Raw genomic sequence first — 12977 nt, 5'->3', positions numbered from 1 at the left:
CAGGACAAACCTTGCCCATTCATGTCTTCCTGCAGAACTGGGGGGAACGGGCCAGTGCGGCCAGCGAGCGCACGCGCCGGCTCACATAGGCGGGGCGGTGCTGCAGGCGCCGGCCATCGGCGGCCTTGCGCAGCCAGCGCTGCATCCAGACGGTTGCCATGCCGAGGCTGCGGGCCGCTTTCTGGTGGATCAGCGTGTCCTCCACCAGCACGCAGCGCGACGCCGGGACGCCCAGCCTGGCCAGCACGACGCGGAACATGCGCGTATCCGGCTTGGGCCGCGACTGGCCGAAGCAGGCCATGTCCTCGATGCAGATCAGCTTCTCGAAGACGCCACGCAGCCCGATGACGGCCAGCACGCGCTCGGCATAGGCGCGCGGCGCGTTCGTCAACAGGAACTTGCGCCCCGGCAGACGGCGCAGCGCGGCCAGATCGTGAGCGTGGCCATGCAGCTCGGCTTCCAGCCCGGGCAGCAGATGCGTCTCCCGCAGGAAATGCGCGGCCTTGACGCCGTGATGCCGCTGCAGACCCGTGAGCGTGGCGCCGTAGCGGGCGAAGTAGCCGTGCCGCAGCGCGACGGCGGCGTCCGTCGTCAGGCCGAGGTGGGTCTCGATATAGGCCGTCATCGACGCATTCAGCAACGGGAAGGCGCGGTGCGAGGCGTTGTGCAGCGTGTCGTCGAGGTCGAAGAGCCAGACGCGGTCGCGTGAACTCATCGAGAAGAAATCATGGTGCCGTAAGCCTGGTCCGTCAGCACCTCCAGCAGCATCGCGTGCGGCACGCGGCCGTCGATGATGTGGACGGCGTTGACGCCGCTCTTGGCCGCGTCGATGGCGCCGGCGATCTTGGGGATCATGCCGCCGCTGATGGTGCCGTCTTCCACCAGCTCGTCAATGCGCCGCGGCGTCAGCTCGGTCAGCAGCTCGCCGTTCTTGTCCAGCACGCCGCGGATGTTGGTGAGCATCAGCAGCTTCTCGGCCTGCAGCACCGTGGCCAGCTTGGCAGCGACGACGTCGGCATTGATGTTGTAGCTCTCGTTGTGCTCGCCGAAACCGATGGGGCTGACGACGGGGATGAACTGGTCGTCCTGCAGCGCTTTCACGACGCTGGGGTCGATGGAGACGATGTCGCCGACCTGACCGACATCGTGTTCCTTGCTGGGGTCGTCCTTGTCCACCATCCTGAGTTTGCGCGCGCGGATCATGCCGCCGTCGCGGCCTGTCAGGCCCACGGCCTTTCCGCCGGCGGCGTTGATGAGGCCGACGATGTCCTGCTGCACCTGCCCGGCCAGCACCCACTCGACGACTTCCATCGTTTCCTCATCCGTGACGCGCATGCCCTGGATGAACTCGCCCTTCTTGCCCAGACGGCTCAAGGCGCCCTCGATCTGCGGCCCGCCGCCGTGCACGACGACCGGGTTCAGGCCCACCAGCTTGAGCAGCACGACGTCCTCGGCGAAGTCCTGCTGCAGGCCCGGGTCGGTCATGGCGTTGCCGCCGTACTTGATGACGATGGTCTTGCCGTGGAAGCGGCGGATGTAGGGCAGGGCTTGCGACAGGATCTCGGCCTTCTCGCGCGGGGCGATGTGGGAGACGTCGGTGGTGTGGGGGGTGGTCATGCGCGGACTCCGATAACTTGCGCGGCATTCTAGGAAGCCGGGGCGAGTTGCGGAGAATGCCGCCCATGCAAGCCAGCGCCTACCTCAAGCTCTCGGTCGCGACGGCCCTGGTGACCATCGCGCTGAAGACGGCCGCCTGGTGGTGGACGGGCTCGGTCAGCCTGGGGGCCGACGCCCTGGAGTCGCTGGTCAATCTGGCGGGTGCGGTGTTCGCGCTGGCCATGGTCACGCTGGCCGCGCAGCCGCCGGACGCCGAGCATCCCTACGGTCATCACAAGGCCGAGTACTTCTCCAGCGGCTTCGAAGGCATCCTCATCATCGCGGCGGCGCTGGGCATCTTCTGGGGCGCGGCGGACCGCTGGCGCCACCCCGAGCCATTGAACGCCATCGGCCTGGGCGTCACCCTCGCGGTCGTCAGCTCGGCGCTGAACGGCGCGCTCGCCTGGGCCATGCTGCGCAAGGCGCGCGAGCTGCGGTCGGTGGCGCTGGCCGCCGACGCGCGCCACCTGATCACCGACGTGTGGACATCGGCCGGCGTCGTGGCCGGTCTGCTGGGCGTCATGGCCACGGGCTGGCACTGGCTGGACCCGCTGCTGGCCATCGTCGTGGCGCTGAACATCCTGCGCGAGGGGGTGCATCTGATCCGCGAGTCCACCCGCGGGCTGATGGACGAGGCGCTGGACGCCGAGTCGCTCGCCCAGGTTCAGCTTGTGCTGGACCGCTTCAGCCAGCCGCAAGCCGTGCGCTTCGACCACCTCGTCAGCCGCACCGCCGGCCAGCGCCGTTTCGTGGACCTGCACATGCACATGCCCGCCAGCTGGACGCTGGGCCGCGCGGCCGCCCTGCGCGGCGACTTGGAACTGGCGCTGATGAAAGCCGTGCCGGGCCTGCGTGTCAGCATCCAGTTGCTGCCACAAGGCGTGGAAGCCCACACGCTCGACGAGGAGGACCTGACTTGATCGCTGTGCTGCAACGGGTGCGCGAGGCGCGCGTGGAAGTGGGCGGGGCCGTCATCGGCGCCATCGGCCCAGGCTTCCTCATGCTGGTCTGCGCCGAGCCGACCGACACCGAGGCCATTGCCGAGAAGCTCATCGCCAAGGTGCTGAAGCTGCGCGTCTTCAGCGACGACGCCGGCAAGATGAACCGCAGCCTGCAGGACGTCGGCGGCGGCCTGCTCATCGTCAGCCAGTTCACGCTGGCGGCGGATGTGAGTGCAGGCAACCGGCCGAGCTTCACCGGCGCCGCACCTGCTGAGCAAGGCCGACGGCTCTACGAGCACGCACTGGCGTTTGCGCGCCGCCAGCACCCGGTGGTCGCCAACGGCGAGTTCGGCGCCGACATGCAGGTGCACCTGGTCAACGACGGCCCCGTCACCATCCCGATGCGGATGAGCTGATGTCGACCACACGCCAGTGGCTGACACTGTGCGCCGCCGCGCTGCTGCCGCTGCTGGCCATGCTGGCGGTGCAGGCCGTGCAGAAGCCCGACCCCGCCAGCCTGGGCGTTCGGGTGCTGCGCGAGGCGCGCGTGCTGGTGTCCGACGCCGCCACGCCGCCGGCCGTGCTGGCCAGCGCGCCGCTGCGCCGGCTGCCGCTGACGCGCGGGGCCGACGAGGCCTCGGCGCTGTGGCTGGCCATCCCGCTGCCGACGGCCAGCGGTCGGCCAGAGAGCCTGGCGCTGAGCTACCGGCCCGGGCTGACCGCCTATCTCGACGGCGTCGCCCTGGCCGCCGGGCCGGGTGACGCGGCCGGCACCGGCGAGCGCTTCGTGCTGGGCCACCAGCGCTGGGTGCTGGAGCTGCTGCCGGGCCTGCATCGCCAGCAGCCGACCCAGGTGCTGCAGCTGCGCCTGGCCACGCCCGGCCCGACCGGCGCCGGCCTGGACGCACCGCTGCTCGGCCCGCCCGAGGCCGTGCGGGCGCTGGACAGCGGCCGCCGCCACTGGCAGCTGCTGCGCGCCGCGACGGCCCTGGGCGGCGTGCTGGTCGCCGCCTTCCTGGCCCTGGTGGCGCGCACGAGGCGCGACGAACCCCTCTACGCGCTCAGCGCCCTGCACGTCGCCCTGCTGGCCCTGCTGCTCAGCCCCTATGTGCTGCCCGACCAGCCCCTGCCCTCACCCTGGTGGCGCATGCTGCTGGACGCGGCCGACCTGGCGGCCAAGCTGCTGCTGGTCGCCATCTGCGCCCGCCTGGCCCAGGCCTGGACACCCTGGCTGCGCCGGCTGCTCTGGGCAGTGGCCCTCGTCGGCCTGCCGCTGGACCTGCTGGCGGCGGCGCTGGGCTGGTCCTGGGGCCGCTTCGACCAGCCCTGGCCTTGGTGGGCCCTGGGGTCGCGCACCCTGCTGTTCGGTCTGGCCTGGAGCCTGGCGCTGCGCGCCCTGCGCGAGCGCGCCACGCCATCCACCTGGGGCACGGCGCTGCTGGTGGGTTTTTCGGCGGCCACCTGGGCCTGGGTCAGCCTCAGCGTGCTGGTGCTGGAGCGGCCCGTCGTGGACGCCAACGCGCTGGCCCACGCGGGCTGGGTGGCCTGGGTCGCGCTGCTGCTGCAACGCCACTTCAATGACGGCGCAAGGCGCGAACGCCAGCTGCGCGAACACCTCTGCCTGGAGCTGGCGCAGCGCCGCCGCGAGCTGGAAGCGGTGTTCGCGGCCCATGCCCAGGCCGAACGCGAGCGCGCCGCCAGCGAGCAGCGCCGCCGCCTGCTGCAGGACCTGCACGACGGCCTCGGCGCCCGCCTGCTGAGCGTGCGCCTGCGCGCCCCTGACCTGGACGCCGCCGCCCTGGCCGAGGCGCTGGACGACTGCCTGCTGGAGATGCGCCTGTCCGTCGACACGCTGGCCCAGGACGATGGCGACCTCGGCGTGCTGCTGGGCAGCTGGCGCCAGCGCATCGAGCCCGTGCTGCGCAGCGGCAGCTGCGTGATGGACTGGCGCGTGGCCCATGCGCCCCACCTGCCCTGCCTGGCCGGCGGCGGCGCGCTGGAGCTGGTGCGCGGCCTGCAGGAGCTGACGAGCAACGCGCTGCGCCACGGCGGCGCGCGCCGCCTCATCGTCGCGACCGAGGCGGACGATCAGGCGGTGACGGTCTGGGTGGTGGACGACGGCGGCGGCATGGCGGCCGACGCGCGTGTGGGCCAGGGCCGGCGCAGCGTCATGCAGCGCGCCGAGCGCCTGGGCGGCGCCGTCAGCTGGCATTCGCCGGTGCCGGCGCGCTGGGAATTGGCCAACGCCGGCACGGCAGTCGCCTGGCGAATTCTCAACCGATGAGGCCCAGACGGCGGGCCTGCGCCAGGGCCTGGACCTTGGAATGCGCCTGCAGCTTGCGGTAGCAGCGCTTGACGTGGGTGGACACGGTATTGAGGCTGATGGCCAGCTGGACGGCAATTTCGTCGTATTGATAGCCGCGCGCCACGGCCTCCAGGATCTGGGCTTCGCGCGCCGACAGGCTGACCTCGGACACCGCCGGCAGTGGCAGCACGGGCCGCGCGGGTACTGTGGGCGGGGCAAGGGGCGTGAGCCGCCGCAGCAGCTGGCGCGCGAGCACGGGGCTGAGCGGCGCGCCACCTTCGCGCAGGCTCTGCAGTTGCTCGACGAGGCGGCTCGCCTGGCCCTGCTTGAGCAGATAGCCACCGGCACCGGCCGCCAGCGCCGCCAGCACGCTGTCCTCGTCGCCCAGCGTCGTGATGACAACCACCTCGGTCTTCGGCAGCTCGGCCGTGGCGGCCTCGATGAGGCGCAGGCCGCTGCCCGAGGGCAACTGAAGGTCGACGAGCAGCAGGTCGGGTCGCACGCGGCGCAGCAGCTGCAACCCGTCCGGCAGGTCGGCCGCCGTGCCGACCAGCTCGAAGCCGTCGGCCTGCATGACCGCAGAGGCCAGCGCACCTCGGAAGGCGGCCTCGTCCTCGATCAGGGCAGTGCGGAGCGGAGCAGTCGACATGCAACGGATTGTGAAGCGCAGCCTGCGGTGGCGCCGCCCGCTTCACCTGAATGGGTGACGGCCTTTCAACCCAGTTCGATGGTCCAGCGGTTGACGCTACCCGGCGCCGGCCGAGCCAGCGCCAGCGCGCCGATGCGGTAGGCATGAGGGCGGCGTTGTGCCACCAGTTCCTGCCCGCTCTCGCCGCGAACGCGCTCAACGCCATGGCCGCGCGGCCCGACGCGGTACGTCAGCTCGAAGCGCAGGTCGGCCAGCGTGAGCTGCACCGTCAGCCCGTCCAGCACGGCCGGCATGACGGGGTCGACAACCAGTTCCTCATGCTCAAGCCGCAGACCCAGCAGCGAGCCGATCACCAGGCCCAGCGCGATGCCCGGTCCGCTGGAGTAGATGCGCCAGCCGCCGTCCAGCGCCACTTCGCCGGCCAGCGCGCGGCCGTATTCGGCCTGGGCGACATAACGGTCTGCAAAAGCGGCATCGGAGCTGGAGTAGTAGCAGTTGGCCTGGCGCGCGCTGGCACTCGGCACGCGCTCCGCGAGCGCGATCGGGTGGGCCAGCGTGAGGGCCTGCAGGAAGGCTTCGGCATGCCCCAGGTGGGCCAGCATCTGCGCGTAACGCAGATGGGCGTGCATGTACATGATGCCGATCTCGCGGCCGAAGAAGCTGCTGGTCTCGGCGCGCTGGAAGAAGCGCGACGGCCCACCGCGATAGGGCAGCGGCGCGTCGAAGAGGCGGGCACCGTCCGGGCCCTTGAGGTGTTGCTCGATCAGCTCGGCCTGGAGCCGCGCCTGCTCGGGCGTGAACAGGCTGTCCAGCACGGCGTGCATCATCGGCAGCAGGCTGTAGCGCAGGCCGGTGCGGGTGTCGCGCGGGTGGATCCACAGCTCGCGCTCGCCCTGCTCCGGAAACAACGCGTAGCCGGCGACCACGTCGTCCTGCACCAGCAGGCGCTGGAACTCGGCGCGCACGCCGGCCGCCTCGGCCACCAGGCCGGCGGCCTGCGCGGTGCGGCCGATGCGGCCAAAGGCGGTGGCCAGCGTGTGCAGCGTCTGGTGGTGAAGCGTGACCGTCCAGGCGCTGCACATGCGCTCGCGCAGCGCCGGGTCGGCGGGCTGCAGGGAGTCGTTCCAGTCGCCATGCCAGTAGGCGGCAAGGCCCGTGCCGGGCACGACGCGCCGGCGGATCAGCGCCAGGGCCTGCTCGACGTGGGCGGAGAGCAGAACCGCCTCGCCGTCGTGAAAGCTCAGCACCTCGTCGAGCAGGCTGGCGTCGCCCGAGGCGATCAGGTATTGCGCCAGGCCCAGCAGGGGCCAGAAGACGATGTCGCCATGCGAGTCGCCGGCGCGGATGTAGCGCTCGCGCTCGAAGAACATGAACCACTGCGGCCAGTCGCCGTCGGGATTCTGGGCCGCGAAGACGCGCAGCAGCAGGTCGCGCACGGGGGCGGGCTGGCCCAGCGCCAGCAGCATTTCCAGCGGCCCCTGGCAGACGTCGCGCGTGCCCCAGCCGCCGCCGGAGTACTGCTCCAGGCCGCGCGGCGAGAGGTAGTGCACCAGGGCGTTGTGGGCATACCAGGGCAGGATGTCGCGCAGCTGGGCCAAGGCCGGGTGGTCCAGCTGCCACTGCGGAAGCGCCAGCGGCTGGGCTGCTGCCAGCTGGGGCGGCACGGCGTGCAGCAGCTCGCCGCGCAGCGTCATGGCGATGGCGGTGGCCGGTGCGAAGTCGAGCACCAGGAGCGGTTCGCCGCGGCTGACGCCGTCGTCGTAGAGCCGGCCGTCGTCGCCGACGATGGCCAGACCGGGTGCATCGATGACGAAGGCGCCGTCGGGGAAGCGCTCGGCCAGGCCGCTGCCCTCGGGCGGCGTGATGCGGAGCTGGTCGCCGCTGTGCACCCAGGCGGGCTTGAGCGGCTCGGCGCCGTCGTCACCGCCCAGCGCGAGGTTGAGGCTGGCGCGCACGCGCAGCGGGCCGCCTTGCAGCACGTTCAGCGCGAAGCCCATCGTGTCGGGCGCGGCGCCGGCCTCGGCGACCACCTCGATGAGGCCGGCCGCATGGGCATAGAGCCAGCGGCAGCGCTGGGGCTGCATCTCGAAGGCCGACGGCAGGCCGAGCAGCTGCCAGTCGGCGCCGTCCTGCTGGACGAACAGGCGCAGGCCGGCCGTGCGGAACAGCCCGAGCAGGCTGCGCTGCGTGGACAGCAGCCGGTTGATGCTGACGTGGCCCTGGGTCAGCATGGAGTGGAAGACGCCGCCCATCCAGCAGGTGGACGTCAGCGCGCCTTCATCGGGCAGCAGGTGATCGCCGCTGCGCAGGATGTGGCCGTGCGGGCGCTGCACCAGCAGCTCCTTGGCGCGCAGCACGACGTGGGACGAGTCGCCCGCAAAGAAGCTCAGCAGCCGGCCGTCCAGCCATTCCTCGTGGCGGCGCTCGCCGGCGAAAAGCTGGCGGCGCGCCTCGGCGTCGAGGTCCAGGCTGGCGAGCTGCGGCGCGCTGGCGAACAGGCTGGCGGCCGGCGGCAGGCCGGGCATGTCGACCGGATCTGCGGCCTGGGCTTCGGGCAGGGCGAGCAGCGCAGGCAGGCAGGCGAGATCGGCGTCGCCGCTGGCCTCGGGGTGGTGGGCCTGCAGCGCCAGGAAGAAGCCGGCCACGGCACTGGCGCCGGGCGCGAGGGCGAGGGGTTCGTCCTGAAGTGCGACGACGGCGTGCTCCTGCTGCAGGCGCTGGCCGGGCAGGCCGGCGGTGAGCGCCGGCGGCGCCAGGCCTTCACGGGCGGCGTGGCCCCAGACATGGGCGGCGTCGGTGGCAAAGCTCTCGGCGCGGCGCAGCGAGCCGGCCAGCAGCCAGGGGTGCCGGCCTTGCTGCGCCTGGTTCTGGCGCGCGGCCAGCAGCACGCCATGGGTCGCGTCGTGGAGCGGCTGCAGGTCGAGGTAGTGGCTGACGTAGAACTCGTTGGTGCGCACCGCGCCGTAGTCGGCCAGGCCCAGGTCGTGCACGAGAACGGGAGCGATCTCGCAGGCGGCAGCGCTGTGGTTCTCGGCCAGCAGATGCCAGAACAGCGTGGCCTCGTCGGCGGCCAGGCGCAGCTGCAGGCGCAGGGCCAGGCCTTGCCATTCGCCACGCATCTCGAAGGCGCCCTGCTCCGCATGCACGCTCAGCGGCGACTGCGGGCCGAGCAGCGGCACGGCCTGCCAGGCGTCGCCGTCATTGCGCCGCCGCAGCCAGACATTGGCCGGCCCGCCTTCAAGCTCGTTGCCCGGGAAGAGGTTGAGCATCAGGCCCGGCGCCAACATCAGGCGGCGCAGCGCGCCGTGGGACAGCAGCTCGGCTTCGAGGCCGGCCTGGTTGCGGATCAGGTGCACAGTCATCGTCAGGTCTGTCGTTGGGCGAGCAGCCACGGCAGCAGTTCGGGATCGTTGTAGGCGGGCGTCCAGGAGTCGTGGCCCACGCCGGGGTAGATGGTCAACGAGGCCTTGCCGCCGGCCGCGCGCAGCGCTTCGACGCAGGCCACATGGGGCGCCAGCGGCACGGCCTTGTCCTGGTCGCCGTGGTAGGCGCGCACCGGCACGTCGCGCATGGCGGCAACCTTGGTCACGTCGCCGAAGCCGCACACCGGCGCGATGGCCGCGAGGTCGCGCGGATAGGTGCAGGCCCAGTTCCACATGCCGTAGCCGCCGAGCGACAGGCCCGTGCCCACGCAGCGCTGCGGGTCGATGTGCAGCCGGGCCTTCAGCGCACCGAGCAGCCGATGCAGGCGTTCGGGGTCCCAGCGAAGACCGTCTTCCAGCTGGGGGCTGACGAGGATGGCGGGGTAGGCCTGGCCCTGCGCGACCAGCTTGGGTGGGCCGTGGACCTTGACCTTCTCCAGGTCGGTGCCGCGCTCGCCCGAGCCATGCAGGAAGACCACCAGCGGCCAGCGCTCGCTGCGCTCTTTGTACTCGCGCGGCAGCCAGACCCAGAAGCGCTGGCCCTCCAGCTCCCAGGTGCGCTGCTCGCCGGCGGCAAGCCCGTCCGGCACGGTGGGTGGCAAGGCCGCGCAGGCCGCCAGGAAGGCGGACGAGAGTACAGGCGTCGTCACCAGAAGCTGGCGGCGGTTGATCGTCATGGTGTGGGCTCCAGTTGAACGGTGGTTGCGCCGGCGGGCAGAGGCAGCTCGCGGCCCTGCCAGGCCAGTACGCGGGTGTCGACGTTAGCGCGCGGCAGCGGCCCCGCGACCGGCCATGCCAGGCGGAGTTCACCGTGCAGGCGGTCGGGGCGGCGGTCGATGTGCAGCGTCCAGCCGCCGCCCTCGCGCCTGAGCAAGCGGTAGTCGAGGCGGCCCCAGGCAGTGGACAGGCCGGTCACGCCGATGTCGCCCGCAGCCCGCCATGCGGGCGACAGGCCGGCGCCGAGCACGACGCTGCCGCTGCTTTCGCGCTCATAGGCCAGCAGGTCCAGCGCGGCGCGCAGGTAGTCGGACGAGATCCAGGCATGCGGCATGTCGCCCAGGAACTGCACCTGGCGCGCATCGGGCAGCACCACCTCCGCCCACTGGTGCCAACCGGCCGGGCGCTGGTGGGTGAAGAACCAGGCCAGCAGCCGGTGGGCGTCGTCCACACGGCCCAGCCGAGCGAGCGCGCTGACGTTGCGCAGCTCGTAGGGCGTGTAGTCCTTCCAGGCCTTCGCACCTGTGATTCGGGCATCGGCCTCGGCCACGTAGCGGTCGAAGGTGGCGCGCAGCAGGTCGGGCGGCAGCTTGCCTTCGGCCTGCGCGGGGTTGAGGGCCATGGTCGTGGACGTGGCGTCGAAGTCGCCGCGGTCGGCGGCGCCGGCGATGTGGTCGAGCTTGTAGTGCGCGGCGGTCGCGGCGATCGAGGCGGCGAGGTCGGACTCGAACTCGTCTCGTGAGACGGCCCAGCGGACAGCGTTGACGGTGTCGCCGAGGGCCTGCGCGATCTGCACGGCGTCCTTGTAGCCACGCAGGGCCCAGAAGTCGTCCCAGTAGGAGTAGGCCGGCTTGTCGCTGTAGCCCTCGTGGCTGATGGACGGCGGCATCAGCCCTCTGAAGCGAGGGTCGGCGCCGGGCTTGCGCTCGCTCTGCCTCAGCACCTCCATCCACGCCACCACCTTCTGCACCTGGGGCCAGTGGCGCTCCAGCAGCGCGCGGTCCTGTGTGTGGCGCCACAGCTCGGCGACGGCGAAGAGGTACTGGCCGTGGCTGTCATTCTCCGCGACGGGGTCCGCACCGCGCTGGTCCACACAGCAGGGCACCTTGCCGGAGTCGAAGATGAAGCCGCCGTACCAGTCGACGAATTCGCGCGCGGCCTGCACTTCGCCCATGCGCACGAGGCCGGCCACCATCATGGCGCCGTCGCGTATCCACGAGCGTGCGTAAGAGCGTGTGCCGGGGCGCAGCGCGGGGCCGTCGCGGGAGACCAGGATCTGCGCGAGGGCGCTGCGCATGGTGTCGGCAACGGGCTGGGCTTGCGGGGGCAGAGCCAGCTGCAGCACGCCGAGGCGGTCGCGCCACTGGGCGGCGGCAACGGCCAGGCGGGTGTCGAGGGCGGTGGCATCGCCGCCAGACACCCAGCCGAAGCTGCGCGCCTCGCCGGGGGCCAGTTCGGCGTCGAAACGCATCAGCGCCGAGGGCAGCTGTTCGTTGTCCGTCAGCTGGGTCAGCGGCGGGGCCTGCAACAGCGTCACGAGCCCGGCGCCGGCGCTCCAGGGCGCTGCGCGCACTTCGGCGGGCGTCTCGCGCGGCTTGATGTTCAGGCCAGCAGCGGTGAGCTGGCCCTGGCCCCAAGCCAGCGCTGGCAATGGGCTGACGCCACCCGGCGTCGACAGGAACTGCTGCGGCGGGTTGACCTGCCAGGGGCGCAGTGCCAGCAGCAGCGAGTAGCGCTGCGGCTTGCTCGTCGGGTTGCGCAGCGTGTAGCGGGTCAGCAGTTGCGGGGCCTTGGCCGGCCCATCGGCAGCGGCTTCAACGCGCAACTCGACGTCCGCATGGCGCCATTGCACGACCGGCAGTGCGTGCTCGACGAGGCTGTGTTCGCTGCGTACCTGGGCCCAGGTGACGAGGCGGCCGTCGGCCAGCCGCACGGCCGGCTCGATGCTCGGACCGCCGCGCGTCAACTCGATGGCGCCGTCTTCGCTGATGAGGCCGGAGCGTTGCGCGCCGCCGTCCACGCCGACGACGGTCCAGTAGTTCTGCTCACCAATGAAGGCGCGCGGCAGCTCGCCGCGCGGCAGCGACCGGGCGACCTCAGTGACGGCGGCATTGCGGTCGGGCCATTGGGCGGCGTCGCGCAGTTCGACCTCGGGCGGGGCCTTGCCTTCATGGCGAACGCGCAGCCAGCGCCATTCCTGCTCGCCGAGAAAGAGGGCGCGGCCGGGGCGCGAGGAGAGCAGCTTCCAGCGCCGGTTGTCGTCCGACGCCTCGATGCGCGTGGCCGCGCCGCTGGCGAACCACAGGCCGTTGAATTCGCGCAGGCGAAGGAAGTCGAACGTCACCTCGCCGCCGCCAAGCTTGCGTTTCGGCTGGGGCCAGGTCCTGGGCGCGGGCTCGCGCGGCTCCAGGCTGAGTGCGCCGACGCACAAGGCTCCCGTCCCGCCACCGCCTTGCTGGCCGGCAACGACGACGAACTCGATGAACTGGCTGCGCTTGAGGACGCGGTCGTCGGTGGGGCCCCAGGCGAAGGTGATGTGGCGGCGCTTGAAGCTGTGTTCGGTCAGCGTGTCGGGCAGCGCGAACGCCGGCCGGTTGACCCACCAGACGTTGTCGCCGGTGGCGTCGACGAGCTTGATCTGGACGTCGTTGTTCTTGCTTGTCCCTTTGATCTGCGTCGTCAGGGCGAAGTTAGTCGGCCAGTCGAGTGGCAGTTCGCGGCGCAGGACGGCGTAGCCGGAGACGCCGGAGAAGTCGTAGTCGAGGCAGAGGCTGTCGTCCTTGGCGTCACGGCGGACGGTCGCCTTCACCTGGTCGGAGGCGGTGGCTTGCCAGGGGGTGGCGTCCTTCATGTCGTCGAGGACGGCGGCGTGTGCCACGGCGCATGCGATGCCAGTGCAAGCGATCAGGAAGTTATGGATTACCTTCATGGCGATGGCTTAATGGCGAGGCCCATGCCGGGATTTCGCCCCGGCGGGCGAGTCACTTTCTGGTCCGCCAGAAAGTAACCAAAGAGCTCCCCCCGACCGCACCGCCCTTCGCTTCGCTGCGGGTGCCCTGCGCTGCTCAGAGCTTGAGGGCCCGCCCGGAACTCGCGCCGCTACGCTCTGCTCAAACAACCGTGCGGAGTCAGTTCTCGAAGTGCGCTTCGCGCACGCCCTCAAGCTCTTGCGCTGCTCGGCGGTGCTAAAGGGGGTAAGAGGAATACCTCGTGGCGAACGGCTTTTGGGCTTGGCTGTTGGCTGTTGGGGCAGTTCGGGAACCTCCCCTTCTAAACCGCCGAGAAGC

General features: G+C 71.3%; 9 protein-coding genes. 3 read left to right on the top strand and 6 right to left on the bottom strand.

Going from position 1 to position 12977, the window contains the following annotated elements; translation table 11 throughout:
- Positions 1-19: 19 nt before the first annotated feature.
- Together AC0IZJ_RS10555 and argB are read right to left on the bottom strand one after the other, a co-directional pair.
- Positions 20-715: a pyrimidine 5'-nucleotidase gene (locus AC0IZJ_RS10555; RefSeq protein WP_471849372.1), complete on the bottom strand. Its 696-nt coding sequence runs from the start codon at positions 713-715 to the stop codon at positions 20-22.
- Positions 712-1617, bottom strand: coding sequence for an acetylglutamate kinase (argB, locus tag AC0IZJ_RS10550; protein WP_471849370.1), 906 nt, complete (start codon positions 1615-1617; stop codon positions 712-714). Before argB ends, AC0IZJ_RS10555 begins: the two co-directional genes overlap by 4 nt.
- Positions 1618-1682: 65 nt before the next feature.
- Here argB and AC0IZJ_RS10545 point away from each other — a divergent pair, with 65 nt between their 5' ends.
- Genes AC0IZJ_RS10545 through AC0IZJ_RS10535 form a run of 3 tightly spaced genes read left to right on the top strand, consistent with a single transcriptional unit; the run spans position 1683 to position 4881 of the window.
- Positions 1683-2576 (top strand): cation diffusion facilitator family transporter, encoded by an 894-nt coding sequence (locus AC0IZJ_RS10545; RefSeq protein ID WP_471849368.1) that lies wholly within the window; start codon positions 1683-1685, stop codon positions 2574-2576.
- Positions 2573-3013 (top strand): D-aminoacyl-tRNA deacylase, encoded by a 441-nt coding sequence (gene dtd, locus AC0IZJ_RS10540; RefSeq protein ID WP_471849366.1) that lies wholly within the window; start codon positions 2573-2575, stop codon positions 3011-3013. The genes AC0IZJ_RS10545 and dtd overlap by 4 nt, the downstream gene beginning before the upstream one ends.
- Positions 3013-4881: a sensor histidine kinase gene (locus AC0IZJ_RS10535; RefSeq protein ID WP_471849364.1), complete on the top strand. Its 1869-nt coding sequence runs from the start codon at positions 3013-3015 to the stop codon at positions 4879-4881. Before dtd ends, AC0IZJ_RS10535 begins: the two co-directional genes overlap by 1 nt.
- On the opposite strand, the gene AC0IZJ_RS10530 is transcribed toward AC0IZJ_RS10535, so the two are convergent.
- The 4 genes from AC0IZJ_RS10530 to AC0IZJ_RS10515 form a co-directional block, all read right to left on the bottom strand.
- The gene (locus AC0IZJ_RS10530; protein ID WP_471849362.1) at positions 4871-5551 is read right to left on the bottom strand and encodes a response regulator transcription factor; all 681 of its coding nucleotides are present in this window, start codon (positions 5549-5551) and stop codon (positions 4871-4873) included. The two genes, AC0IZJ_RS10535 and AC0IZJ_RS10530, sit on opposite strands and share 11 nt — an antisense overlap.
- Positions 5552-5616: 65 nt before the next feature.
- On the bottom strand, positions 5617-8913 hold the full coding sequence (locus tag AC0IZJ_RS10525; RefSeq protein ID WP_471849360.1) for a hypothetical protein: 3297 nt from the start codon (positions 8911-8913) through the stop codon (positions 5617-5619).
- A gap of 2 nt (positions 8914-8915) precedes the next feature.
- Positions 8916-9650 carry a carboxylesterase family protein gene (locus AC0IZJ_RS10520; RefSeq protein ID WP_471849358.1) on the bottom strand — a complete coding sequence of 245 codons (735 nt, stop codon included), beginning with the start codon at positions 9648-9650 and terminating at the stop codon, positions 8916-8918.
- A complete protein-coding gene (locus AC0IZJ_RS10515; RefSeq protein WP_471849356.1) occupies positions 9647-12619 on the bottom strand; it encodes a glucosidase family protein in 2973 nt (990 codons plus the stop codon). Before AC0IZJ_RS10515 ends, AC0IZJ_RS10520 begins: the two co-directional genes overlap by 4 nt.
- Positions 12620-12977: the final 358 nt, after the last annotated feature.

Source organism: Roseateles sp. AC306 (genome assembly GCF_979253795.1).
The sequence above is the reverse complement of the archived record's forward strand: the minus strand, read 5'-3'. Positions and strand labels throughout refer to the sequence as shown.